This is a genomic window from Streptomyces asoensis (assembly GCF_016860545.1).
Classification (GTDB): domain Bacteria; phylum Actinomycetota; class Actinomycetes; order Streptomycetales; family Streptomycetaceae; genus Streptomyces; species Streptomyces asoensis.
The window spans coordinates 359,525-383,345 of sequence record NZ_BNEB01000002.1; the positions used below are offsets into that span (position 1 = coordinate 359,525).

A 23,821-nucleotide genomic window follows, 5' to 3' on the forward strand; every position below is an offset into this window, starting at 1 on the left:
TGGATGCTAGATCAGCGCGAACTGGCCCTCCGGGCCCTCCTCGTGGTGGTCGAGGACCGTCGCCGGACGGCGGGCCGGGGCGGGCACGGGCAGGACGCCCGCCGCCCGCAGCTCCTCCGCCGTGACCGTGTCCGGCACCGTCAGCTCCTCCTGCCGTGCGCGCACCTGGGCGAACAGCGCCAGCACGGTGATCAGTTCGAGGAGCTCGGACGTCCAGGCCTGCGGCCAGGCGGCCGGACCGATCGCGGCCAGCGTCCCCGGCTCGGCGGCCTGCGCCGTGCGGGCCGTGAACCACTGCTCCAGGACGCGCACCCCGCCCGCCTCGAAGTCCCAGGCCTGTGGGGGGACGGGGGAGACGCGCCCGCCGTCCAGGTGCAGGGTCTCCTCGTCGCGGTCGTAGCGCAGCGTCAGCGGCCGGGCCGGCAGCGGGGCGCGGACGTAGGGGCGGCGGCCGCCCGGGAGCCGGGGGCGTTCGCCGTCGCGGCGCAGCAGCCACAGGGCGCGGCGGCCCAGTTCGACCCCCCGCGCCCAGAGTTCCGGGTCGCGGGTGAGCGGCACCGTGAGGCCGGGCCGCACGGCGGTCAGGGTCCAGGCCAGGAAGTCCACCGGATCGGGGGAGTGACCGAGGTGTTCGAGCAGCCCCGGCGCCAGGTTGGGTTCGGTGCCGCCGGGGCGCCGGTACAGCGGCCGGACGCGGCCCGGCCGCGCCAGCGGGAGCAGCGAGGTCGCGAGCAGCGGCGGGCCCGGCGGGGCGGGCGTCTCCAGGACGAAGACCTGACGGGCGTCCGCCACCCGCCACAGCTCCGGGCGGGCGGCGTCGATCAGCCGGTGGTCGGGGATCAGCCACTGCTCGTCGAAGGGTGCGGCCAGGACCCGCACGGGCTCCGCGCAGGGCCCCGAGGCGCGGTCCAGCCGCTCCGTGCCGCCGGTGAGGCCGGGCAGCTGCCCGACCGCCGTGTGCGGGGTGCGGGAGCGCGTCGGCCGGAACAGGGCCTCGCGCTGCGGCCCCTCGGCCTTCAGCAGCGTGTCCCAGCGGGTCTTCAGACAGGCCGGGTCGGGGCCCGTCGGCCACCCCCGGCCCAGCCGCGGCGGTGCGACGGACCACGGCATGAGGTCCGCCAGCGGCGGAGCGTCGTCGGGCGTCACGCCGGGCATCGTACGACGGGCCGGGCGCCGTCCTTCACGTCGCGTCGAGGGTGACGGTGAAGGAGAAACGGTCACCCCGGTAGTGGATGACGGCCGCGTCGAGGACCCGCCCGCCCGTGTCGTAGGTGACGCCCGTGTAGTGCAGGATCGGGCTGAGCAGCGGGACCCGCAGCAGCTGGGCGGTCTCCGGGTCGGCCAGCCGGGCCTCGACCGTGTCGGTGATCCGGCCGATGTCCGCGCCCACCAGGTCCCGCAGCACCTTCGTCATGGGCCTGCCGACCAGATCGGCCGGGTCGATCCGGGCGGCGAGCTCGGGACGGACGTAGTTGCGGGCGTGGTTGGTCGGCTCGCCCGTCTTCGCGTCGCCGCGCAGCCGGTGGTACGTCGCCACCTCGGTCAGGTCCGGGAAGTACTCGGCGACCTCGGCCGGGACGGCGGTGCGGCCGTGGCCGAGCACCTGCGTCGTCATCCCGGACTGCTGGGCCACGATCGCGTCGACCGAGCCCAGGAGGCGGACCGGGGCGCCCCGCAGCGCCGTCGGCTCGATGAAGGTGCCCCGCCGGCGGTGCCGGGTGATCAGCCCTTCGTCCTCCAGTTCCTTCAGCGCCTGCCGCATGGTCAGCACGCTCACCCCGTAGTGGCCCGCCAACTGCTCCTCGGTGGGCAGCCGCAGCGGGTCCTGCGGCGAGCGGCCGAGTATGGAGGCGCGCAGCGACTGCGACACCTGGTACCAGAGCGGCAGCTTGCGGGTGAGGACGATCGAGTCCGGGGCGAAGGAGGTCACGGGCTATCCGTACCGGTCGGCATCGTTCAGTGCAATGTTCCGTCGGACGGACGGAAGTGCCGTTCGAGGCCCTGCCAGACGTCGTCGTAACGCGGTTGCAGGTGGTCCGCCCCGGCCGCCTGCCCGGTGAGCGCGATCGGCCAGCGGGTCTCGAACATGAAGGCCAGCCCGTCGTCGATCTTCTGGGGCCGCAGCTCGGCGGCGCTCGCCCGGTCGAAGGTCTCCCGGTCCGGGCCGTGCGCCGACATCATGTTGTGCAGCGAACCGCCGCCCGGGACGAAGCCGCCCTTGCCGGCCGTCTTTGCGTCGTACGCGCCCTCGATCAGGCCCATGAACTCGCTCATCACGTTCCGGTGGAAGTACGGCGGCCGGAAGGTGTCCTCGCCGACCAGCCAGCGCGGGGCGAAGACCACGAAGTCCACGCCGGCCAGACCCGGGGTGTCGGACGGGGACGTCAGCACCGTGAAGATCGACGGGTCGGGGTGGTCGTAGGAGATGCTGCCGATGACGTTGAAGCGGCGCAGGTCGTAGACGTACGGCAGATGGTTGCCGTGCCAGGCGACGACGTCGAGCGGGGAGTGGCCGTAGGTCGCGCTCCACAGGTGGCCGCAGTACTTGTTGACCACCTCCACCGGGCCCTCGACGTCCTCGTAGGCGGCGACCGGCGCCCGGAAGTCGCGGGGGTTGGCCAGACCGTTGGCGCCGATCGGGCCGAGGTCGGGGAGGCGGAAGGGGGCGCCGTAGTTCTCGCAGACGTAGCCGCGCGCCGAGGCGTCCAGGAGGTCGACCCGGAAGCGGACCCCGCGCGGGACGAGCGCCACCTCGCCGGGTTCGGCGTGCAGCAGGCCGAACTCCGTGCGCAGCAGCAGACCGCCGTGCTCGGGGACGATCAGCAGTTCGCCGTCGGCGTCGCTGAACACGCGTTCCATGGAGGCGTTCGCGTGGTACAGGTGCACGGCCACGCCGGTGCGCTGGGTGGCGTCGCCGTTGCCGCCGAGGGTCCACAGGCCGGCCAGGAGGTCCGTGCCGGCGGGCGGCTCGGGCAGGGGGTCCCAGCGCAGCCGGTTCGGATCGGGGACCGTCTCCGTGAACGGGCCGGTGCGCAGGGCGCCGTCGTCGACGCGGGTGAACGCCGGATGCGCCGCCGACGGGCGGATCCGGTAGAGCCACGAGCGGCGGTTGTGGGCGCGCGGCTCGGTGAACGCCGTACCGCTGAGCTGTTCCGCGTACAGGCCGAGAGGCGCGCGCTGCGGCGAGTTGCGGCCGTCGGGCAGGGCGCCCGGAACGGCCTGTGAGGCGTGCTCGTTGCCGAACCCGGAGAGATAGGTCAGGCCCTCGGCCGTCTTGCGTGCGTCCCCGCTGCTCATGATCGCTCCCTCCGGCGCCCCGCGGGTGCGCCTGCTGATTCCTATGCATCACCGTAGGATTGCGTTTTCACCGGCGCAAGAGGTGCGCCCGGTCCTCCTCCCTGAGGACGATCAAGTCGGCCGGAACCAGACCCCAGGGGGATTCGCGTGCCGGACCGTTGTTCTACGCTCCACCGCATGTCGTGGACGCGCGGAAGCCTCGCCGTGGCCGCGGTCTGTGTCCTGCTGCTGACCGGATCCGCCGGCTGCGGCACCGGTGACGCCCGGGAACGGGGGGACGCGACGACCGCGGCCTCGCCCGCGCCCGTGGGCAAGGTGCTGGACGACACGGACGACGAAGGGCGGCACTACCGCGAGGTGGAGAAGAAGGGGGCGCCCGGGGTGGGTGTCGAGGTGCAGCCCGAGGCCGACGGCAGCTGGGACGTCCGTCTGAAGGTGGAGAACTTCCGGTTCACGCCCACGGGGGCGAAGGCGCGCGCGGTCCACGGCCGCGGCGCCGCCCGGCTCTACGTCGACGACCAGCCGGTGGCCGACCTGCGCACCCCGTCCTACCGGATCCCGGCCGGCTACCTCCCGCACGGCACCCACCAGGTCACCGCCCGGCTGTACGCGGACGACGGCACGGTGTGGGCGGTGGACGGCAAGCCGGTGCAGAGCACCGCGTACATCACGGCGTCGGAGCCCTCACCGTGACGTCCGCGCGCTGACGGCCTCGCCGTGACGCCCGGCGTCGTGACGCCCGGCGTCGTGACGCCCGCCGCCGTGACGCCCGCTTCCCCTCCCGCCGGCCGCCCCGCGGCCGGACGCCTCTTTCGGTGCCCCGCTCATTGAGTGCACCAGGCATCTTTCTCCGTACCCAGGGGTGAGGTTCACCCGGCCGCGACGGAAAGGCATCATGAGGTCCGTGCCCGAAGCGACATCACTCCGTCGTGCGCCCGTGCAGCGGCGCAGTGCCGAACGTCTGACCAGGATCCTCGACGCCTGTGCCGGCCTGCTGGACGAGGTCGGCTACGACGGTCTGAGCACCCGGGCCGTCGCCGAGCGCGCCGGTGTGCCCATCGGCTCCGTCTACCGCTTCTTCGGGAACAAGCGGCAGATGGCCGACGCGCTCGCGCAGCGCAACCTGGAGCGGTACGCGGAGCGCGTCACCGAGCGCCTGAAGGGGGCCCGCCGGGGCGACTGGCGGGCCGCCATGGACGCCGTGCTCGACGAGTACCTGGCGATGAAGCGCACCGCGCCCGGGTTCTCCCTCGTCGACTTCGGCAACCAGATCCCGGTCGGCGCCCGGCACGCCGAACCCAACCACCGGGTCGCCGACCGCCTCACCGACCTGCTCTCCGACTATCTCGTGCGGGAGCCCGACGACGACCTGCGGCGCACCTTCCTGATCGCCGTGGAGACCGCCGACACCCTCGTCCAGCTGGCCTTCCGGGTGGACCCCGAGGGCGACGCGAAGGTCATCGACGAGACCCGTGAGCTGCTGCGCGCCTATCTGGCGCGGTCCCTGGACTGACCGCCGCGGCCGCCCCCTCCCCAGGAGCCATACCGGTCGGTATGCTCACTCGGGAGAAGGCAATGCCGCCCCCAGGAGGACCCGTGTCCCGCACCGCCCTGCGAATCTGCCCGTTGTGCGAGGCCACCTGCGGGCTCACGCTCACCATCGAGGGGACGAAGGTCACCGGCGCCCGCGGTGACCGGGAGGACGTCTTCAGCAAGGGCTTCATCTGCCCCAAGGGCGCTTCCTTCGGCGCGGTGGACGGTGACCCCGACCGGCTGCGGACCCCCCTCGTACGCCGGGACGGCGAGCTGCGCGAGGCCACCTGGGAGGAGGCCTTCGACGCGGTCGCCGCCGGTATCAGGCCGGTGGTCGAGCGGTACGGCGCGAACTCCGTCGGAGTCGTCCTCGGCAACCCCAACGTCCACACGATGGCCGGCGCGCTCTACCCGGCCGTCCTGATCGCGGGCCTCGGCACCCGCAGCCTCTTCACCGCCTCCACCGTCGACCAGATGCCCAAGCACGTCTCCAGCGGACTGCTGTTCGGCGACGCCAACGCGATCCCCGTGCCGGACCTGGACCACACCGGCCATCTCCTCCTCATCGGCGCCAACCCCCTGGAGTCCAACGGCAGTCTGTGCACCGCCGCCGACTTCCCGGGCAAGCTCAAGGCGCTGAAGGCCCGCGGCGGCACCCTCACCGTCATCGACCCCCGCCGGACCCGTACCGCCAAGCTCGCCGACCGGCACATCGCGATCAGGCCCGGCACCGACGCGCTCCTCCTCGCCGCCATGACACGGACGCTGTTCGAGGAACACCTCGTCGACCTGGGCGAGTTGACCCCCCATGTCGAGGGCCTGGACGAACTCGCCGGAGCCATCGCGGACTTCACCCCCGAAGCGGTCTCGGCGGCCTGTGACGTGGACGCGCCGGTCATCCGCGCCCTGGCCCGCGAACTCGCCGCCGCCCCCACCGCCGCCGTCTACGGCCGGATCGGCAGCTGCACGGTCCCGCACGGCACGCTCGCCAGCTGGCTCGTCGACGTCCTCAACATCCTCACCGGCAATCTGGACCGGCCCGGCGGCGCGCTGTTCCCGCAGGCCGCCACCGACCGCACTCCCCGTCCGGCCGGACCCGGGCGCGGCTTCCGGCTCGCGCGCTGGCACTCCCGGGTGAGCGGACACCCCGAGGCCAAGGGCGAACTGCCGCTCTCGGCGCTCGCCGAGGAGATCGACACCGCGACGGCGCAGGGCGAGCCGGTCCGGGCGCTCGTCGCCGTGGCCGCCAACCCCGTCCTGTCCGCCCCGGACGGCGACCGCCTCGACAAGGCGCTCGGCTCCCTGGACTTCATGGTCAGCGTCGACCCCTACCTCAACGAGACCTCCCGGCACGCCGACGTCGTCCTGCCCCCGCCGCCGCCCTCGCAGAGCCCCCACCACGACTTCGCCTTCAACACCCTCGCCGTGCGCAACCAGGTGCGCTACAGCCGCCCGGCCGTCCCGCTCGAACCCGGCCGGATGGCCGAGACCGAGATCCTCGCCCGGCTCACCCTGGCGGCCACCGGGATGCACGGCGCCGACCCCTCGGCCGTCGACGACCTGGTCATCGGCCAGACCCTCGGCAAGGCGGTGACGGAAGCCCACTCGCCCGTGCACGGCCGCGACCCGGAGGAACTCGCGGCGCAGCTCACCGGCGAGAGCGGCCCCGAGCGCCGGCTGGACATGATGCTGCGCCTCGGCCCGTACGGCGACGGCTTCGGCGCCCGCCCCGACGGCCTGGGCCTGGCGCGGCTGCTCGCCCACCCGCACGGCATCGACCTGGGACCGCTCCGGTCGCGCCTGCCCCAGCCGCTGAAGACGCGCAGCGGGCGGATCGAACTGTTCCCGCGGCCGATCGCCGACGACCTCCCCCGGCTGCGGGAGGCCGCGCGGCAGCGCACGGACGGCCTGGTCCTCGTCGGCCGGCGCCATCTGCGCTCCAACAACAGCTGGATGCACAACGTCCCCGCCCTCACCGGCGGCACCAACCGCTGCACGCTGCACATCCACCCCGAGGACGCCGAGCGGCTCGGCGTGCGCGACGGCGCGCCGGTCCGGGTCAAGGGCGCCGGGGGAGAGGTGACCGCCCCGGCCGAGGTGACCGACGGCGTGCGCCGGGGTGTCGTCAGCCTCCCGCACGGCTGGGGCCACGACCGTCCGGGCACCCGGCTGAGCCACGCCGCCACCGACCCCGGTGTCAACGTCAACCAGCTGCTCGACGGCAGCCTGCTGGACCCGCTGTCGGGCAACGCGGTGCTCAACGGAGTACCGGTGGACGTGGCCCCCGTGGCGGCCCGCTGACCTGAGCAAAGCTGTGACCTGGACTTTCGCGCTTATTGCTCGCAGGTCAACTCCTTGTTAACACCGTGCGAACGGACCTAACGTCAACGCACCGCCGACCCCCAGGTGGGATGTTCAAGGGCGAACGTTAGGTATCCATTCATGCTGACCATCCTCGGCTTCGCCATGATCGCGACCTTCCTGGTCCTGATCATGCTGAAGAAGATGTCGCCGATCGCGGCGCTCGTGCTGATCCCGGCGCTGTTCTGCGTCGTCGTCGGAAAGGGCGCCAAGCTCGGTGACTACGTCATCGACGGCGTCACCAGCCTCGCCCCCACGGCGGCGATGCTCATGTTCGCGATCGTCTACTTCGGTGTGATGATCGATGTCGGTCTCTTCGACCCGATCGTCCGGGGCATCCTGAAGTTCTGCAAGGCCGACCCGCTCCGCATCGTCATCGGCACCGCGCTGCTCGCCGCGATCGTCTCCCTGGACGGCGACGGCTCCACCACCTTCATGATCACCGTCTCGGCGATGTACCCGCTGTACAAGCGCCTGAAGATGAGCCTGGTCGTGATGACCGGTGTGGCCGCCATGGCCAACGGCGTGATGAACACGCTGCCCTGGGGCGGCCCGACCGCCCGGGCCGCCACCGCGCTCAAGCTCGACGCCAGCGACATCTTCGTGCCGATGATCCCGGCCCTCGCCGTCGGCCTGCTCTTCGTCTTCGTCCTCTCCTACGTCCTCGGCCGCCGCGAGCGCGCCCGGCTCGGCGTGCTCACCCTGGACGAGGTGCTCGTCGAGGAGACCGGCGTCAAGGAGACCGAGACGGTCCTGGTGGGCTCCGGCGGCTCCGGCGACGCCAGGACCCCCGTGCGGACGGGCGGTTCCGGCTCCGGCACCGACGCCGACGCGCCCGACGAGAAGGCGTCCGAGGACGGGGACGACGACGGTTTCCAGCCGCTCGACCCGCACCGCTCCACCCTGCGCCCCAGGCTGTACTGGTTCAACGCGCTGCTCACGGTCGCGCTGCTGACCGCCATGATCATGGAGTACCTGCCGATCCCGGTGCTGTTCCTGCTCGGCGCCGCGCTCGCCCTCACCGTCAACTTCCCCCACATCCCCGACCAGAAGGCCCGGCTCGCCGCTCACGCCGACAACGTCCTCAACGTCTCCGGCATGGTCTTCGCCGCCGCCGTCTTCACCGGCGTCCTCCAGGGCACCGGGATGGTCGACCACATGGCCGAGTGGATGGTGGACGTCATCCCCGAGGGCATGGGCCCGCACATGGCCCTCGTCACCGGGGTGCTGAGCCTGCCGCTCACCTACTTCATGTCCAACGACGGCTTCTACTTCGGCGTCCTGCCGGTCCTCGCCGAGGCCGGCGCGGCCCACGGCGTCACTCCGCTGGAGATGGCCCGCGCCTCGCTCGTCGGCCAGCCCCTGCACATGTCGAGCCCGCTCGTCCCGGCCGTCTACGTCCTGGTCGGCATGGCCAAGGTCGAGTTCGGCGACCACACCCGGTTCGTCGTGAAGTGGGCCGCCTGCACCTGCCTGGCCATCCTCGGCGCGGGCATCCTGTTCGGCATCGTCTGACCGTCCTGTGGAGGAACTTGTGAGGCCCGGCAGGAACCGCGGCTGGCTGCTCCGTCTCGTCATCGCCTTCGGCTTCGCGCAGGGGGCGGTGTCGATGGCCCGGCCCGCCGTCTCCTACCGGGCCCTCGCGCTGGGCGCGGACGAACGGGCGATCGGTGTCATCGCGGGGGTCTACGCGCTGCTGCCGCTGTTCGCCGCCGTCCCGCTCGGCCGCCGTACCGACCACGGCCGCTGCGCGCCCCTGCTGCCCGTGGGCGTGGTCCTGATATCCGGCGGCTGCGTGCTGAGCGGTGTCGCCGGATCGCTGTGGGCGATGGCGCTGTGGAGCGGGGTGATGGGGCTCGGCCACCTCTGCTTCGTCATCGGCTCGCAGTCGCTCGTCGCCCGGCGGTCCGCGCCGCACGAACAGGACCGCAACTTCGGCCACTTCACCATCGGCGCCTCCCTGGGCCAGCTGGTCGGCCCGATCGCCGCGGGTGCGCTCATCGGCCGAGCCGACATGGCGGGCAGCAGCGCGCTCGCCCTCCTTGTCGCGGGCGCCGGCTGCGCGGTCGCGCTCACCTCGCTGTGGCGTCTCGAACCCCCGGACACGCGGCCCAAGTCCCGTGCGGGGCAGGGCGACCGGGTCCCCGTCGGCCGGATCCTGCACGCCCGGGGCGTCCCGGCCGGCATCCTGATCAGCCTCTCCGTGCTGTCCGCGACCGACATCCTCACCGCCTATCTGCCGGTGGTGGGCGAACACCGGGGCATCGCGCCGTCCGTCGTCGGCGTGCTGCTCAGCGTCCGCGCGGCCGCCTCCATCGCCTGCCGGCTCGTGCTCACGCCCCTGCTGCGCCTGCTCGGCCGGGCGTTGCTGCTCACCGTGACCTGTCTGCTGGCGGCCCTGCTGTGCGCGGGGATCGCGCTGCCGGTGCCGGTCTGGGGGCTCGGCGTGATCCTCGCGGTGCTCGGCTTCTGCCTCGGCGTCGGGCAGCCGCTGTCGATGACCACGGTCGTCCAGGCCGCACCCGAGGGGGCCCGGTCCACCGCCCTCGCGCTGCGCCTCACCGGCAACCGGCTCGGTCAGGTCGCCGCGCCCGCCGCCGCGGGACTGGTGGCGGGGGTCGCGGGGGTGGCCGCGCCGTTCGTGATGCTGGGGGCGCTGCTGCTGGTGTCCTCGGCGGTGGCGGTCCGTTCGCCGGGGGAGGCGCGGGGGGTCCCGGCGGCGGGCACGCCGGTGCCCCGGCGCCGGTCAGGACGGGGGTTGCGCCGGTCGAGCGATGTGTGACGGCGCGTCGGGCGGCGCTCCCACGCTCGCGCGCGCCGATGTGAAAGAGAGTCAGGTGCAAGAACGATTTGTATGAAAATCGTCCTGACTCGGAGGAATGCGCATGCCCAGCTCGACGCTCCCGTCCGCCCTCGGCTCCCGCCTCGGCGTCACGGCCCTCACGGTGCTCGCCGCGGCGGGCCTCACCACCCTCTCGGCGCCGTCCGCCACGGCCGTGGGGGAGGCCGGTGACATCAGGATCCACCGCGAGCAGGTGCCCCCGGGCGTCTCCAAGGACGACCCGGTGGCCTGCCGGTTCTACCTCGACGCCGCCAACTTCGGCGAGCTGCCGACCGTCGGCTACATCATCAAGGCGCGGCCCCCGGCCCCCGACACCGCCACCGTCACCGGCAACATCACCCTGACCGACGGCGCCGGGCACACCGACACCCTGGGGCTGGCCGAGGGCTCCTACACCCTCGAGTGGACCCTGCCGCCCGCCCCCGGCGTCCCCGCGGCCCCTTCGCCCAAGGTGAAGGTCTTCAAGATCAACTGCCCCGAGGGCCGGCGCGACGGGAACGAAGGCCCGAACCGTCCGATCACCGACGACGGCCGCGAGGCCGCCGCGCCGAACGGCCAGGGCGGCCGGCCCGGTGGCGGCCAGGGCGCCGGCCAGGGCGCCGGCCAGAACGGCACCACGCAGAGCACCGGCGGACGGGAGGGCGGCGCACAGGGCGGCGGCGCCTGGAGCGGCGAGAAGGGCGGCCCGGAGGGTGGCGTGCACGCCGGCGGCGGCGGCCTGGCCGACAGCTCCCCGGCCTTCACCCCGCTGGCCGGAGCCGCGGCGGTCGGGCTGGTGGCCGCCGGTGGATTCGCCTACTTCCGACTGATCCGCCGGCGCACCCATGGTGCCGCGTAGGCGCGGACGCAGGCCCTGGCACCGGACCCGTGCCTACCGCCTCACCAGGACGGCCGTGCTCACGGTCGTCCTGGTGACGGTCGGCGTCCGGTGCGGGGGGCACGACGGCCCGGCCGTGGCGGCCCGCGCCGGGGAGACGGCGTCCGGCGGGGCGCACTCCGGCCCGCCCCCCGGGGCCGGCCCGGACGGTCGCCCGGCGGAGAAGAAGGCGTCCGCCGCTCCCGCGCCCCCGCCCCGCCCGCTGCCACGGTCCCCGGCCACCACCCTGCGCGTGCCGTCCCTGGGTATCGACGCGCCGATCGTGCCGCTGCGGCTCGGTCCCGGCCGGCACCTCGGGACACCTCCGCTGGACCGGCCCTCACTGGTCGGCTGGTACGCGGGCGGTCCCACGCCGGGGGAGCGGGGCACGGCCGTCGTCGTCGGCCACCGCGACACCAAGACCGGCCCTGCGGTTTTCGCCGGACTCGCGCGCGTGGCCCGGGGCGCCCGGATCGAGGCCCGGCGCGCCGACGGCCGCACCGCCGTCTACACCGTGGACCGGGTGCGCGTCTTCGACAAGGCCACCTTCCCCGACAAGGAGGTGTACGGGCCGGCCCGCCGCCCCGAACTGCGCGTCCTCACCTGCGGAGGCCTCTTCCGGCGCGCGACCGGATACACCAGCAACGTCGTCGTCTTCGCGCATCTGACGGCGACCCGCTGACCGTCCGCGGGGGCGGGGCCGACGGGCACGGCGCGCCCGCTCCGCCGCCGGCCCGCCCCGCAGCCCCCGCCGTCCACGGCCCGCCGGTCTCGTCCCCGGCCGCGCCCCGGCGGCCGACGCCGGCTGAACCGGGGAGTCCGGTTTCTCACAGGTCGGACGGAAGCGTCCGATCCCGGCCGGTCCCTTCCCCCGGGTGCGCACGGTCCGTTAACTTCCGTGACTCACAAGCCCCGTTCGAGCCGCGCGGGGCGGGTCGGACAGCGGAGCACCGGCCGGGTCAGCCCGGCACACGAGTCCCCGGGGACACTTCTCATGACACGCGCCATCTCGTTGCACGACGTCAGCAAGGTCCACGCCCGAGGCGTCCGGGTCGTGGACCGGCTGTCGCTGGACATCACGCCCGGCGAGTTCCTGGTCCTGCTGGGCCCCTCCGGCTGCGGCAAGTCCACCGTGCTGCGCATGATCGCCGGCCTGGAGCAGATCACGGAGGGCGAGTTACTGCTCGACGGCGACCACGCCAACGACCTGGCCCCCTCGGCGCGGGACATCGCGATGGTCTTCCAGAACTTCGCCCTGTACCCGAACATGACCGGCCGCGACAACATCGGATTCCCGCTGCGCATCGAGGCCCCGGGCGCCGACCCCGGCCCCCGTGTGGACGCCACCGCCCGGATGCTCGGCATCGAGGACCTCCTCGACCGGTTCCCCGGCCAGCTCTCCGGCGGCGAGCGCCAGCGTGTGGCCATGGGCCGGGCCATCGCCCGGCACCCCTCCGCTTTCCTGATGGACGAACCGCTGTCCAATCTGGACGCCAAGCTCCGCAACCACCTGCGGGCCGAGATATCCCGGCTCACCAGGGCGCTGGGCGTCACCACGGTCTACGTCACCCACGACCAGGCCGAGGCCATGTCGCTCGGCGACCGGGTCGCGGTGCTGCGCGGTGGCGTGCTCCAGCAGGTGGGCACCCCGCGCTCCGTCTACGCCCTGCCGCGCAACGTCTTCGTCGCCGCCTTCATCGGCACCCCGCGCATCAACCTCCTGCGCGGCCTGGTGCGCGCCCCGCTCGACGGGGCCATGACGATCAGTCTGGGCAAGCAGGCACTGCGGCTGCCCGAACCGCACTCCCTGGACCACAAACTGCTGCGGGTGCAGCAGGGCCGGGAGGTGATCGTCGGACTGCGCTCGGAGGCCGTCCGCATCGCGACACCGGCCGAGGCCCGGCCGGGCGAGACCCACATCACCGGCCTGGTGGAGCACGTGGAGTTCCAGGGGCACGAGGTGCTGGTGCACTTCAACACGGGTTCACGGCTCGCGGTCGTGCCCGAGCTGGAGGCGCCCCGCCCCGTGCCCCGCCAGCCGCGGCGGCGGCGCCGGGAGGGCGGCGTGCTGGGCCGGCTGCGCAGGGGCGCGGGGGGCCGGCGGGCCGGTTCGGTCGGGGTCCTGGACGAGCCCTCGGAGCGGGAGGCGCCGTCCGCGTCCCCGGAGGCCCGCCCGTCGGGCGACCTCGTGGTGCGCACCACCCCCGACTTCGACCTGCGGCACGGCATGCAGGTGCCGCTGCTCGTGGACATCGCCCACCTCTTCGTCTTCGACCAGCACGGCGAACGCATCAGCCCGGCCCCGGCCCGGCTCCCGGACCTGGACGAGTGAGACGCCACCGCCCGGCACCGCGGGCCCGGCGCGCTCGGCGCACGTGCGCGGAGGTCCGCCTTCCGGGGCGTCCGTTCCGCTTCCCTCCGCCGTGAGACGCGGTTTCGCCGCCCGGCCGGTCCGGCGGGCCGGTTCGGCGGGCCGGGCCGCCTTCCTCTGGTGCCGGAAAACTAACAACGCTAGTTTAGGTCGCGGACGACGACGCCCGCCCGAAGGGAACGCGATGAAGGCACACGACGGCATCTACCTCGACGGCGCCTGGCGCCCGGCCGCCGGCCGGGACGTCATCGAGGTCGTCGACCCGGTGGACGAGCAGGTGATCGGCCGTGTCCCGGCCGGCGACGCCGCCGACGTCGACGCCGCGGTACGGGCGGCCCGCGCCGCCCTCCCGGCCTGGGCCGCGACCCCGCCCGCCGAACGCGCGGCCCGGCTGACGGCCCTGCGGGACGTCCTGGCGGCCCGCAAGGACGAGATCGCCGAGACGGTCACCGCCGAACTCGGCTCCCCGCCGGCCTTCTCCCAGGCCGTCCACGCGTCCGTACCGATCGCGGTGGCCGGCTCCTACGCCGAACTGGCCGCCACCCACTCCTTCGAGGAGAAGGTCGGCAACTCGGTCGTCCACCACGAGCCGATCGGCGTGGTCGGCGCGATCACCCCCTGGAACTACCCGCTGCACCAGATCGTCGCCAAGGTCGCCCCGGCCCTCGCCGCGGGCTGCACCGTGGTGCTGAAGCCCGCCGAGAACACCCCGCTGACCGCCCAGCTCTTCGCCGAGGCGGTCCACGGGGCGGGCGTGCCGGCCGGCGTCTTCAACCTGGTCACCGGCCTCGGCCCGGTCGCCGGCCAGGCCCTCGCCGAACACCCCGGCGTCGACCTGGTGTCCTTCACCGGCTCGACGGCCGTCGGCAGGCGGATCGCGGCGACGGCGGGCGCGGCCGTCAAGAAGGTGGCCCTCGAACTCGGCGGCAAGTCCGCCAACGTCATCCTGCCGAGCGCCGACCTCGCCAGGGCCGTCAACGTCGGCGTCGCCAACGTGATGTCCAACTCCGGCCAGACGTGCAGCGCCTGGACCCGGATGCTCGTCCCCCGCGAACGGTACGACGAGGCGGTCGGGCTCGCCGCCGCGGCGGCCGCCAAGTACGGCGACCGCATCGGCCCGGTCGTCAGCGCCCGGCAGCGCGAACGCGTGCGCGGCTACATCGAGAAGGGCGTCGCCGAAGGGGCGCGGCTGGTCGCGGGCGGCCCCGAGGCCCCCCGCGAGCGGGGCTGGTTCGTCAGCCCCACCGTCTTCGCCGACGTCACCCCCGACATGACCGTCGCCCAGGAGGAGATCTTCGGGCCCGTCCTGTGCGTCATCGGCTACGAGGACGAGGAGGACGCCCTGCGGATCGCCAACGGCACGGTCTACGGCCTCGCGGGCGCCGTCTGGGCCGCCGACGAGGCGGAGGCGGTGGCGTTCGCCAGGCGCATGGACACCGGCCAGGTCGACATCAACGGCGGCCGCTTCAACCCGCTGGCGCCCTTCGGCGGTTACAAGCAGTCGGGCGTCGGCCGCGAGCTCGGCGCGCACGGTCTCGCCGAGTACCTCCAGACCAAGTCCCTCCAGTTCTAGAGGAGTCGATCGAACATGGCCGTCCGCGCCGCCGTACTCCCCGCCGTCGGAGCTCCGCTGGAGATCACGGAGATCGACCTGCCCGCACCGGGCCCCGGCCAGGTCCGGGTCCGGCTCGCCGCCGCCGGGGTCTGCCACTCCGACCTGTCCCTGTCCGACGGCACCATGCGGGTGCCGGTGCCCGCCGTCCTGGGCCACGAGGGCGCGGGCACCGTCGTCGCCGTCGGCGAGGGCGTCGGGCAGCCGGCGCCCGGCGCCGGAGTCGTCCTCAACTGGGCGCCGTCCTGCGGGAGCTGCCATCCGTGCAAGCTGGGCGAGGTGTGGCTGTGCGTGAACGCCCTCGCCGGGGCCGCGCAGGTGTACGCCCGCACCACGGACGGCACGGACCTGTACCCCGGGCTCAACGTGGCCGCCTTCGCCGAGGAGACGGTGGTCCCGGCCTCCTGCGTCCTCCCGCTGCCCGACGGCGTCCCGCTCACCGACGCGGCCCTCCTGGGCTGCGCCGTCCTCACCGGCTACGGCGCCGTCCACCACAGCGCCCGGGTCCGCGCCGGCGAGACGGTCGCCGTCTTCGGCGTCGGCGGAGTCGGCCTGGCCACGCTCCAGGCGGCCCGGATCGCCGGCGCCTCGGCGATCGTCGCCGTGGACGTCTCCCCGGAGAAGGAGGAGCTGGCGCGCGCGGCCGGAGCCACCGAGTACATGGTCGCCTCCGACCGCACCGCCCGCGATGTCCGGGCCCTCACCGGCGGACAGGGTGTCGATGTCGCCGTCGAGTGCGTGGGCCGGGCGGTCACCATCCGCACGGCCTGGGAGTCGACCCGGCGCGGCGGCCGCACCACGGTCGTCGGCATCGGCGGCAAGGACCAGCAGGTCACCTTCAACGCCCTGGAGCTCTTCCACTGGGGCCGCACCCTCTCGGGCTGCGTCTACGGCAACTCCGACCCGGCGAAGGACCTCCCGGTCCTCGCCGACCACATCCGCGCCGGCCGCTTCGACCTCGGCGCCCTGGTGACGGAACGGATCACCCTGGAGGACATCCCGCAGGCCTTCGACAACATGCTGGCGGGCAAGGGCGCCCGAGCCCTGATCACCTTCTGACCCACCCGGGCCCCGCGGAGCCCCGGCCCGCCCCGCCGCCCCGACGGCCGCCGTCCCGCCCGAACGCCGGTCGGCCGGGAGGCCGGGGGTGGTCGCCGGATCGCCGCGGGTCCCGGTCCGTCGGCCCCGCGCCCGCGGTCCGGTGGCACGCGCTCCGTGCCCCGCGGCCTGCGCCGGCTCCGCGGCATGCCTCGGGACGCGCGGATCCTGCCCTGTGGGCCCGCGTCCTGCGGACCGGGCCCCGACCCTCCTGACCTGGTGGTCCCGCGGTAGGGGCCCGGGGCCCGGCGCTCACGGCCAGGTGGTCTTGCGGTCGGACCCAGGGATGTCTCCAGGACGGCGGGGTCCGCGGGCCTGCGGCCCGGATCCGCCCGTGCTCGCAGCTCGGTGGCCCGGTTGATCGCGCCCCGAGGTGGTGCGGGGTCAGCTGGTTCGGGGGGTGACCTCCTGGTCGGGGCCGGGCTCGGGGAACCCCGCGTCCCGACCGGGGTCCGGAACCCCCGCGTCCCGACCGGGGTCCGGAACCCCCGCTTCGGGGCCGGGGTCCGGGATCCCCGCTTCGCCCGCCACCCGCGGACGCGGCGCCCGCGAGGTCCGGGGGCGTGAACGGGACACGGCCACGCCCGCCAGGCACAGCGCACCGCCCGCCAGGGTGAGCGCCCCCGGCACCTCGCCCAGCGCCAGCCACGACATCAGGACGACCAGCGCGGGCACCGCGTACGTGGTCGCCCCCATGCGGCTCGCGGTCGTCCGGGCCAGCGCGTACGCCCACGTGGTGAAGGCGAGCGCCGTCGGGAAGACACCCAGGTAGACCATGTTGAGCGTCGCGGAGACCGGCGCGTCGGCCGCCTCGTGCACCAGCTGCCCGGCGAACGGCAGACAGACCACCGCGCCGATGACACACCCGAAGGTCGTCACCTGGAGCGCGCTCGCCCGGCCCAGCGCGGGCTTCTGCGCGACGACCCCGCCCGCGTAGCCGAAGGCGGCGAGCAGGCACAGCACCACACCGAGCACCGACGATCCGCCCTCGCCCGACATCGACAGCCCCACCGCGACCGCGCCCGCGAACGACACCGCCATCCCGGCCAGCAGCCGCGGCGGCATCGCGTCCCCGAGCAGCCGCGCGCCGAGCAGGGCGATGAGGATCGGCCCGATGTTCACGACCAGCGCGGCCGTACCGGCGTCCACCTGCTGCTCGCCCCAGTTGAGCACGACCATGTAGAAGCCGAACCACAGCACGCCCGACACCGCGATCCCCCGCCACGCGGACCGCGGCGGCCGTCCCGCGCGCCGCACCACGCAGATGGCGCCCAGCACCAGCGCCCCGGAGACCAGCCGCCCGAGTGCCAGCGCCCCCGGCGAGTACGCGTCGCCCGCGCTGCGGATGGACACGAAGGCGGATGCCCACAGCACGACGGTCACGGCGGCCGCTCCGGCGGCGAGCAGCTCCGTACGGCGTTCGGCGGGGCGGGTGCGGTTCATCATGCTCCTCAGGCTAGGAAGAAAGGCGGGCCGAAGGCTCGCGGATTTCGGACGGGGCCCCGCCGACCGGGGCGGGGCCGTGCGCCGGCCGGTCAGCGCAGGGCGTCCGGCTCGATGCCCAGCAGCTCGCCCAGGGCCCGTTCGCCCGCCGTGGTCACCCGTACGGCCCGCTCGGAGCCGATGCGCACGCACCAGCCCGCGTCGAGGGCGTGCCGGCAGAGCGCCGCGCCCGCCGCGCCCGCCAGGTGGGGGCGGCGCTCGGTCCAGTCGAGGCAGGCGCGGGCGAGCGGCCGCCGGGTCGTGCGGTCGAGCGGGACGCCGCGGTCCTCGAACCACCGCAGCCCGGCCCCGGTCAGGGCGAACCCGCCGGCCCGCTCCCGGACGGCCGTCGCCGCCGGACCGCGCACGCCGGGCCCCTCGCCGGCCGTGCTCAGCAGCCCGCGGGCGGTGAACGCGTCGGTGACGGCGATGCCGAGCCGGCCCGCGAGGTGGTCGTAGCAGGTACGGCCCCGGGCCATCGCCGAGCCGGCGCTCGCGGCGCGCAGGGTGCGCGGACGGGCGGACGGCCGCGGGGCCACCTGGGCGGCCAGGTCCTCCAGGAGCTGGGCGACCCGAGGGCCGGCGAGCCGTACGTACCGGTGCCGCCCCTGCCGCTCCTCGGCCAGCAGCCCGCCCGCCACCAGCCTGCCCAGATGCCCGCTCAGCGTCGACGGGGCCACGCCCGCGTGCCGGGCCAGCTCACCGGCGGTCCACGCCCGCCCGTCGAGCAGCGCCAGCAGACAGGCGGCGCGTGTCTCGTCGGCGACGAGCCCGGCGAGCGCGGCCAGTCCCGGCGCCCGGGCGTCCCTGTCGTCGCGCGTGTTGTCGATGCTCACGTGTCCCAGGATGGGCGATGGACGGTTCGGCGGGCACCGAACCGTCTACGACAGCTGCGCGAACTGCTGGGAGAGGCCGTCCAGCAGGGCCGTCAGCCCGGTCTCGAACGCCCGCTCGTCGATCTTCTCCTGCTGTTCGGCGAGGAGGTGGGCCTGTCCGAGGTGCGGGTAGTCGGCCGGGTCGTAGGCGCTCACGTCGTCGACGAAGCCGCCGGCGAACGAGCCGAGCGCCGAGCCCATGACGAAGTACCGCATCAGCGCGCCGATGGAGGTGGCCTGTGAGGGCGGCCACCCGGCGCGGACCATCGCGCCGTAGACGGCGTCGGCGAGCCGCAGTCCGGCGGGCCGCCGGCCGGGTCCCTGGGCGAGCACCGGGACGATGTTCGGATGGTCGCGCAGCGCGGCACGGTAGGAAAGGGCCCAGTCGTGCAGCGCGGTCCGCCACTCGCGGCCGTCCTCGAACATCGACAGGTCGACCTGCGCGCTCACCGAGTCGGCGACGGCCTCGAGGATCTCGTCCTTGGTGCGGAAGTGGTTGTACAGCGAGGGTCCGCTCACCCCGAGTTCGGCCGCGAGCCGCCGGGTGGAGACGGCCGGCAGGCCCTCCGCGTCCACGAGTGTCCGTGCGGTCTCGACGATCCGGTCGGTGCTGAGGAGGGGCTTGCGCGGTCGGGCCATGGCGCACATAGTAGGGCTGCGCAGTGAAAACTAGCAGTGATAATTTAAAGCCGGAATGTCAGTGCCTTCCCGTGTGGGGTGATCTCGTGGTGAATCTGGGGCTCAGCGAGGAGCAGGAGGCCGTCCGCCGGCTCGCCAGGGACTTCGTGCACCGCGAGGTAGCCCCGCACGTCGTCGACTGGGACCGCGCCGAGGACGTGGACCGGTCCCTGGTCACGAAGCTCGGCGAGGTCGGCTTCCTCGGCCTGACCATCGACGAGGAGTACGGCGGCTCGGGCGGCGACCACCTCGCCTACTGCCTGGTCACCGAGGAACTGGGCCGCGGGGACTCGTCCGTGCGCGGGATCGTGTCGGTCTCCCTCGGGCTGGTCGCGAAGAGCGTCGCGGCCTGGGGCACCGAGGAGCAGAAGCGCCGCTGGCTGCCGGGGCTGACGTCCGGCGAGTACCTCGGCTGCTTCGGCCTGACCGAGCCCGGCACCGGATCCGACGCCGGGAACCTCGCGACGCGTGCGGTCCGCGACGGCGACACGTACGTCCTCGACGGGACGAAGATGTTCATCACCAACGGCACCTGGGCCGACGTGGTCCTGCTCTTCGCCCGCTCCACGGACGCGCCGGGTCACAAGGGCGTCTCCGCGTTCCTGGTCCCCACGGACACCCCGGGCCTGAGCCGCCGCGCCATCCACGGCAAGCTCGGCCTGCGCGGACAGGCGACCGCCGAGCTGGTCCTGGACGGCGTCCGGGTGCCGGCCTCCGCGATGCTGGCGCCCGAGGGCAAGGGCTTCTCCGTCGCCATGTCGGCGCTGGCCAAGGGCCGAATGTCGGTCGCCGCCGGCTGCGTCGGCATCGCACAGGCCGCTCTGGACGCGGCGGTGCGCTACGCGGGGGAGCGCGAGCAGTTCGGCCGCAGCATCGCCCACCACCAGCTCGTCCAGGAGCTGATCAGCGACATCGCGGTGGACGTCGACGCCGCCCGGCTGCTCACCTGGCGGGTCGCCGACCTGATCGACCGGGGGCTGCCCTTCGCGACCGAGTCCTCCAAGGCCAAGCTCTTCGCCTCGGAGGCCGCCGTGCGGGCCGCCAACAACGCCCTCCAGGTCTTCGGCGGCTACGGCTACATCGACGAGTACCCGGCGGGCAAGCTCCTGCGCGATGCCCGCGTGATGACCCTCTACGAGGGCACGAGCCAGATCCAGAAACTGCTGATCGGCCGGGCGCTGACGGGGGTCTCGGCGTTCTGAGCGGCGCCGCCCCGGCCTGAGTACGTGTCCGGCCGGGTCTGAGTAGGCGCGCGGATGTCCGGCCCGGCCGCCCCGGCCGAAGCTGTCCCCATGAGTGACACACCGGTCAAGCAGCAGAGCACGGCGGCGTTCTACGGACAGGCCGTCGCCTCCTTCGGGATCGCCATCGCGGCCACCGCGATCGGCATCTACAACCTCCACACCGACGCCTGGGTGCGCGGCTTCCTGGCGATCGCCGTCCTGTACCTGGTGACCTCCGCCTTCACGCTGGCGAAGGTGATCCGCGACCGGCAGGAGGCCGGGCAGATCGTGAGCCGGGTGGACCAGGCGCGGCTCGAGAAGCTCCTCGCCGACCACGACCCCTTCGAGAAGATCTGAGCAGGCACGCTAAGCGGGCGCTCACCTTCGGCGGTATGGTGTAGCTCCTGTACCGAGAGGGGCGAACGAGCGATGAGTACGGCGGAGGAGACGGCCGGCGGCGAGATCGAGCCGTGGGAAGAGGTCACCCCTGACGCGGCGCGCCGCCTGCTGGTCGCGGCCGTGGAGGCCTTCGCCGAGCGCGGCTACCACGCGACGACGACCCGCGACATCGCGGGCCGCGCGGGGATGAGCCCGGCCGCCCTCTACATCCACTACAAGACCAAGGAAGAGCTGCTGCACCGCATCAGCCGGATCGGCCACGACCGCGCGCTGGGCATCCTGCGCGCGGCGGCCGCCGGCGAGGGCGACGCCACCGCGCGCCTCGCGGACGCGGTCAGCTCCTTCGTCCGCTGGCACGCCGGACGGCGCACGACGGCACGGGTCGTCCAGTACGAACTGGACGCGCTCGGCCCCGACGCCCGCGCCGAGATCCTCGACCTGCGCCGGCAGGTCGACGGCGAGGTGCGCCGGATCATCGAGGACGGCGTGGCGAGCGGCGAGTTCGCCGTCCTGGACGTGCACGGCACGACGCTCGCCGTGCTGTCCCTGTGCATCGACGTGGCCCGCTGGTTCAACATCGACGGCCCCCGTACGCCCGACGAGGTCGGCGCGCTGTACGCCGACCTCGTGCTGCGGATGGTGGGCGCGGCGAAGTAGCGCCCGCGGGCGGGGGCGGGGTGTCAGAGGTAGTAGCGGGACACCGACTCCGCCACGCACACGGGCTTGTCCCCGCCCTCGCGCTCCACGCTGAAGGCGACGGAGACCTGGACGCCGCCGGTGACGTCCTCGACGCCGGTGATCGTCGCGGTGGCGCGCAGCCGCGAGCCGACGGGCACCGGGGCGGGGAAACGGACCTTGTTGGTGCCGTAGTTGACGCCCATCTTCACGTTCTCGACCTTGATCAGCTGCGGACCGAAGAGCGGCAGCAGGGAGAGGGTGAGGTAGCCGTGCGCGATGGTCGTGCCGAAGGGGCCGGCGGCGGCCTTCTCCGGGTCGACGTGGATCCACTGGTGGTCCCCGGTGGCCTCCGCGAAGAGGTCGATCCGCTTCTGGTCGACGTCCAGCCAGTCGGTGTACCCCAGCTGCTCGCCCACCGCCGCCTTCAGCTCGTCGGCGGACGTGAAGATCCTCGGCTCTGCCATGTCTGCGGCCCTCTCGCGTCACTAGCTGCCCATGTCACCGTGCCATGAGTCTAAGCGACTGCTTAGCATGCTCGGCTGCGGGGCCGATGTCAACGGACTCCCGGCGTGGCGGTGGGTAGGCTCCGAGGGGTGCCCCAGATTCCCGAGAAGATCCACGAGCTCACGGTCGGCCAGCTCGCCGCGCGCAGCGGTGCCGCCGTCTCCGCCCTGCACTTCTACGAGTCGAAGGGGCTGATCAGCAGTCGCCGGACGTCCGGCAACCAGCGCCGCTACCACCGGGACACACTGCGCCGCGTCGCCTTCGTGCGCGCGGCGCAACGCGTCGGCATCCCGCTGGCCACGATCCGCGAGGCCCTCGCCGAACTGCCCGAGGAACGCACCCCCACCCGGGAGGACTGGGCCCGGCTCTCGCACACGTGGCGCGCGGAACTCGACGAGCGCATCAAACAGCTGAACCGGCTCCGCGATCACCTCACCGACTGCATCGGCTGCGGCTGTCTGTCCCTCGCCACCTGCGTCCTGTCCAACCCCGACGACGCCTTCGGCGAACGCGGCTCCGGCTCGCGCCTGCTGGTGGAACGGGCCCCGCGCCGGGCCGTCCCGGCCGACCGCCCCGCCGCGGCCCCGTCCCGCGCCGAGGAGGCCGGCCGGCCGGACCGGACCGCGCCGGCCCCGACCACCCCCTGCTGCTGACCCGTCCCCGCGCTCGCCCGGCGGGTCACTCGTACTCGGTGCCGCCCTTACGGGTCAGATAGGCGCCGCTGACCGCCTTGGCGATCGCCCGGCCCCCGGTGACCGGGCTGTGGCGTTCGACGGCCGGGCGGATCACCACACCCTCCCGCAGGTGCAGCCCGCGTCCGGACACCGTCTCCCGGCCGGTCGCGATCTCCAGCACCCGCTCGCTGTCGTACGGGCCCTCGAACAGGGTCGGTACGAGGGGCAGTTCACCGGTCAGCAGATCCGCCGCGGAAAGCCAGCGCACGGTGCCGTCGATCTCCGCGGACACGTCGAACACCGCGTAGCCCAGGGTGGCGCCCCGGCCGTCCGCGCCGTACGTCAGGTCCTGCACGCCAGCCCCGTACACCTCGCCGAAGACGCCGATCCGGCGCGCGCCCAGCCGCTCGGCCAGCCGGGCCGCCGCCTCGGGGACGCCGTGGCCGCGCACGGCCCGCCAGTACAGGTTCCTCGGATCCTCTTTCAGGGCGAGGGACTTGGCGCCGAACCCCTTCGAGGAGACGAACACCCGCCGCTCGTCCGCGACATAGGTCAGCAGGCAGGCCGAGCCGTGCAGTTTCTCGGTCAGGACCACCGGTTCGCCGGGCTCGAACAGGCCGGGGTAGCGCTGGATGTTCTCGATGTCGACCCACGGCAGCAGATCCGGCGCGGCCTCGACGTCGCCGTTCATCGTCGGGGGGATCGGCGGCACCCACTTGACGATGCCCAGCCGCTCCGCGAAGTCGGTGCCCCGCGCCGCGGCGAGCGCCAGGTCGACGTCGGCCAGCGCCTTCGGACGGCACACGATCCCCTGGGAGAGCTCGCCGCGCAGCCGTACCGCCTTCACCCGGTCCGCCCCGCTGCCCGCCAGCCGCCCGGTCAGCCCGAGTTCCTCGATGAGTCCGGCGGGAAGCACCGACTGCTCGGGGATGTACACGGCCGTCTCACCGGTGCGGTACGCGCCCTTGGCGACGACGGCCCGGTAGAGGCCGACCTGGGCCAGTTCGAGGGCGTCGGCGTCGGGGTGTTCGTGGACGGTCAGCACTTCGGCGGTGACGCGCAGCGTCGACATGCGGGGCTCCTTCAGGTCCAGCCACGGACGGCTCGGTCGGGATTCATCGCCCCAACTGTCGCCGCGCACAAACAGATGGAGCGACCCGATTAGCCCCTGCTACCGTCGACGACCCGCCCCACGAAGCAACGCAGACGTGCCACCCCACCCCACGAAGCAACGCAGACGCGCCCCGCGCTACGCCCGACAGGTCGGCGCGCCAGGTGGCAAGTCGGGGCGGCGGGTCGGGGGCCGGAGTTCGGGCGTGTGCGGTCGCGGGTCGGGGG

At 73.8% G+C, this 23,821-nt stretch carries 22 protein-coding genes; 14 read left to right on the plus strand and 8 right to left on the minus strand.

Features of this window, described 5'->3' with window-relative positions; all coding sequences use genetic code 11:
* Positions 1 to 6: 6 nt before the first annotated feature.
* Genes Saso_RS04750 through hmgA form a run of 3 tightly spaced genes read right to left on the minus strand, consistent with a single transcriptional unit; the run spans position 7 to position 3,297 of the window.
* Positions 7 to 1,155, minus strand: a complete 1,149-nt coding sequence (locus Saso_RS04750; RefSeq protein ID WP_189927581.1) for a type ISP restriction/modification enzyme — start codon at positions 1,153 to 1,155, stop codon at positions 7 to 9.
* A gap of 25 nt (positions 1,156 to 1,180) precedes the next feature.
* Positions 1,181 to 1,930: a GntR family transcriptional regulator gene (locus Saso_RS04755; protein ID WP_189927580.1), complete on the minus strand. Its 750-nt coding sequence runs from the start codon at positions 1,928 to 1,930 to the stop codon at positions 1,181 to 1,183.
* 26 nt (positions 1,931 to 1,956) lie between these two features.
* Entirely contained in the window at positions 1,957 to 3,297 is a 1,341-nt protein-coding gene (hmgA, locus tag Saso_RS04760) for a homogentisate 1,2-dioxygenase (protein ID WP_189927579.1), read from the minus strand.
* Positions 3,298 to 3,474: 177 nt separating this feature from the next.
* Here hmgA and Saso_RS04765 point away from each other — a divergent pair, with 177 nt between their 5' ends.
* The 10 genes from Saso_RS04765 to Saso_RS04810 all read left to right on the plus strand — a co-directional run bounded on the left by Saso_RS04765 (position 3,475) and on the right by Saso_RS04810 (position 15,931).
* Positions 3,475 to 3,990, plus strand: coding sequence for a hypothetical protein (locus tag Saso_RS04765; protein ID WP_229901547.1), 516 nt, complete (start codon positions 3,475 to 3,477; stop codon positions 3,988 to 3,990).
* Positions 3,991 to 4,192: 202 nt separating this feature from the next.
* Complete coding sequence (locus Saso_RS04770) at positions 4,193 to 4,810, plus strand: TetR/AcrR family transcriptional regulator (protein ID WP_189927578.1); 618 nt, start codon at positions 4,193 to 4,195, stop codon at positions 4,808 to 4,810.
* Positions 4,811 to 4,893: 83 nt separating this feature from the next.
* Positions 4,894 to 7,131, plus strand: coding sequence for a molybdopterin oxidoreductase family protein (locus Saso_RS04775; RefSeq protein WP_189927577.1), 2,238 nt, complete (start codon positions 4,894 to 4,896; stop codon positions 7,129 to 7,131).
* Between the two features lie 141 nt (positions 7,132 to 7,272).
* Positions 7,273 to 8,706, plus strand: a complete 1,434-nt coding sequence (locus Saso_RS04780) for a CitMHS family transporter (RefSeq protein WP_189927576.1) — start codon at positions 7,273 to 7,275, stop codon at positions 8,704 to 8,706.
* A gap of 19 nt (positions 8,707 to 8,725) precedes the next feature.
* Complete coding sequence (locus tag Saso_RS04785) at positions 8,726 to 9,973, plus strand: MFS transporter (protein WP_189927575.1); 1,248 nt, start codon at positions 8,726 to 8,728, stop codon at positions 9,971 to 9,973.
* A gap of 103 nt (positions 9,974 to 10,076) precedes the next feature.
* Positions 10,077 to 10,871 (plus strand): hypothetical protein, encoded by a 795-nt coding sequence (locus Saso_RS04790; RefSeq protein ID WP_189927574.1) that lies wholly within the window; start codon positions 10,077 to 10,079, stop codon positions 10,869 to 10,871.
* Positions 10,858 to 11,571 (plus strand): class F sortase, encoded by a 714-nt coding sequence (locus Saso_RS04795; RefSeq protein ID WP_189927573.1) that lies wholly within the window; start codon positions 10,858 to 10,860, stop codon positions 11,569 to 11,571. The genes Saso_RS04790 and Saso_RS04795 overlap by 14 nt, the downstream gene beginning before the upstream one ends.
* Before the next feature lie 312 nt (positions 11,572 to 11,883).
* On the plus strand, positions 11,884 to 13,221 hold the full coding sequence (locus tag Saso_RS04800) for an ABC transporter ATP-binding protein (RefSeq protein ID WP_189927572.1): 1,338 nt from the start codon (positions 11,884 to 11,886) through the stop codon (positions 13,219 to 13,221).
* A gap of 223 nt (positions 13,222 to 13,444) precedes the next feature.
* Positions 13,445 to 14,833 (plus strand): aldehyde dehydrogenase family protein, encoded by a 1,389-nt coding sequence (locus tag Saso_RS04805; protein ID WP_189927571.1) that lies wholly within the window; start codon positions 13,445 to 13,447, stop codon positions 14,831 to 14,833.
* A gap of 15 nt (positions 14,834 to 14,848) precedes the next feature.
* Positions 14,849 to 15,931: a Zn-dependent alcohol dehydrogenase gene (locus Saso_RS04810; RefSeq protein WP_189927570.1), complete on the plus strand. Its 1,083-nt coding sequence runs from the start codon at positions 14,849 to 14,851 to the stop codon at positions 15,929 to 15,931.
* A gap of 423 nt (positions 15,932 to 16,354) precedes the next feature.
* Here Saso_RS04810 and Saso_RS04815 read toward each other — a convergent pair whose 3' ends face one another.
* From Saso_RS04815 to Saso_RS04825, 3 genes are all read right to left on the minus strand, one after another.
* Positions 16,355 to 17,413, minus strand: coding sequence for a DMT family transporter (locus Saso_RS04815; protein WP_372442427.1), 1,059 nt, complete (start codon positions 17,411 to 17,413; stop codon positions 16,355 to 16,357).
* Positions 17,414 to 17,505: 92 nt separating this feature from the next.
* Positions 17,506 to 18,282 carry an ArsR/SmtB family transcription factor gene (locus tag Saso_RS04820; protein ID WP_229901548.1) on the minus strand — a complete coding sequence of 259 codons (777 nt, stop codon included), beginning with the start codon at positions 18,280 to 18,282 and terminating at the stop codon, positions 17,506 to 17,508.
* Positions 18,283 to 18,333: 51 nt separating this feature from the next.
* On the minus strand, positions 18,334 to 18,966 hold the full coding sequence (locus tag Saso_RS04825) for a TetR/AcrR family transcriptional regulator (protein ID WP_189927568.1): 633 nt from the start codon (positions 18,964 to 18,966) through the stop codon (positions 18,334 to 18,336).
* 89 nt (positions 18,967 to 19,055) lie between these two features.
* On the opposite strand from Saso_RS04825, the gene Saso_RS04830 reads away from it, so the two are divergent.
* The 3 genes from Saso_RS04830 to Saso_RS04840 all read left to right on the plus strand — a co-directional run bounded on the left by Saso_RS04830 (position 19,056) and on the right by Saso_RS04840 (position 21,284).
* The gene (locus Saso_RS04830) at positions 19,056 to 20,207 is read left to right on the plus strand and encodes an acyl-CoA dehydrogenase family protein (RefSeq protein ID WP_189927654.1); all 1,152 of its coding nucleotides are present in this window, start codon (positions 19,056 to 19,058) and stop codon (positions 20,205 to 20,207) included.
* A 90-nt stretch (positions 20,208 to 20,297) separates the two neighbouring features.
* A complete protein-coding gene (locus Saso_RS04835; protein ID WP_020128241.1) occupies positions 20,298 to 20,585 on the plus strand; it encodes a YiaA/YiaB family inner membrane protein in 288 nt (95 codons plus the stop codon).
* A gap of 72 nt (positions 20,586 to 20,657) precedes the next feature.
* Positions 20,658 to 21,284 carry a TetR/AcrR family transcriptional regulator gene (locus tag Saso_RS04840; protein ID WP_189927567.1) on the plus strand — a complete coding sequence of 209 codons (627 nt, stop codon included), beginning with the start codon at positions 20,658 to 20,660 and terminating at the stop codon, positions 21,282 to 21,284.
* 23 nt (positions 21,285 to 21,307) lie between these two features.
* On the opposite strand, the gene Saso_RS04845 is transcribed toward Saso_RS04840, so the two are convergent.
* The gene (locus Saso_RS04845) at positions 21,308 to 21,769 is read right to left on the minus strand and encodes a MaoC family dehydratase (protein WP_189927566.1); all 462 of its coding nucleotides are present in this window, start codon (positions 21,767 to 21,769) and stop codon (positions 21,308 to 21,310) included.
* Positions 21,770 to 21,898: 129 nt separating this feature from the next.
* On the opposite strand from Saso_RS04845, the gene soxR reads away from it, so the two are divergent.
* On the plus strand, positions 21,899 to 22,462 hold the full coding sequence (gene soxR / locus Saso_RS04850) for a redox-sensitive transcriptional activator SoxR (protein ID WP_229901546.1): 564 nt from the start codon (positions 21,899 to 21,901) through the stop codon (positions 22,460 to 22,462).
* A gap of 25 nt (positions 22,463 to 22,487) precedes the next feature.
* Here the strand turns inward: soxR and Saso_RS04855 are convergent, their stop codons facing one another.
* The gene (locus Saso_RS04855; protein WP_189927565.1) at positions 22,488 to 23,555 is read right to left on the minus strand and encodes an RNA ligase (ATP); all 1,068 of its coding nucleotides are present in this window, start codon (positions 23,553 to 23,555) and stop codon (positions 22,488 to 22,490) included.
* Positions 23,556 to 23,821: the final 266 nt, after the last annotated feature.

Coding starts and splice junctions, on each gene's coding strand:
- Saso_RS04840 (WP_189927567.1), top strand. CDS start 20,658: ATGAGTACGGCGGAGGAGACGGCCGGCGGCGAGATCGAGCCGTGGGAA.
- Saso_RS04810 (WP_189927570.1), top strand. CDS start 14,849: ATGGCCGTCCGCGCCGCCGTACTCCCCGCCGTCGGAGCTCCGCTGGAG.
- Saso_RS04765 (WP_229901547.1), top strand. CDS start 3,475: ATGTCGTGGACGCGCGGAAGCCTCGCCGTGGCCGCGGTCTGTGTCCTG.
- hmgA (WP_189927579.1), bottom strand. CDS start 3,297: ATGAGCAGCGGGGACGCACGCAAGACGGCCGAGGGCCTGACCTATCTC.
- Saso_RS04790 (WP_189927574.1), top strand. CDS start 10,077: ATGCCCAGCTCGACGCTCCCGTCCGCCCTCGGCTCCCGCCTCGGCGTC.
- Saso_RS04750 (WP_189927581.1), bottom strand. CDS start 1,155: ATGCCCGGCGTGACGCCCGACGACGCTCCGCCGCTGGCGGACCTCATG.
- Saso_RS04825 (WP_189927568.1), bottom strand. CDS start 18,966: ATGGCCCGACCGCGCAAGCCCCTCCTCAGCACCGACCGGATCGTCGAG.
- Saso_RS04815 (WP_372442427.1), bottom strand. CDS start 17,413: ATGAACCGCACCCGCCCCGCCGAACGCCGTACGGAGCTGCTCGCCGCC.
- Saso_RS04795 (WP_189927573.1), top strand. CDS start 10,858: ATGGTGCCGCGTAGGCGCGGACGCAGGCCCTGGCACCGGACCCGTGCC.
- Saso_RS04780 (WP_189927576.1), top strand. CDS start 7,273: ATGCTGACCATCCTCGGCTTCGCCATGATCGCGACCTTCCTGGTCCTG.
- Saso_RS04845 (WP_189927566.1), bottom strand. CDS start 21,769: ATGGCAGAGCCGAGGATCTTCACGTCCGCCGACGAGCTGAAGGCGGCG.
- Saso_RS04855 (WP_189927565.1), bottom strand. CDS start 23,555: ATGTCGACGCTGCGCGTCACCGCCGAAGTGCTGACCGTCCACGAACAC.
- Saso_RS04805 (WP_189927571.1), top strand. CDS start 13,445: ATGAAGGCACACGACGGCATCTACCTCGACGGCGCCTGGCGCCCGGCC.
- Saso_RS04800 (WP_189927572.1), top strand. CDS start 11,884: ATGACACGCGCCATCTCGTTGCACGACGTCAGCAAGGTCCACGCCCGA.
- Saso_RS04770 (WP_189927578.1), top strand. CDS start 4,193: ATGAGGTCCGTGCCCGAAGCGACATCACTCCGTCGTGCGCCCGTGCAG.
- Saso_RS04835 (WP_020128241.1), top strand. CDS start 20,298: ATGAGTGACACACCGGTCAAGCAGCAGAGCACGGCGGCGTTCTACGGA.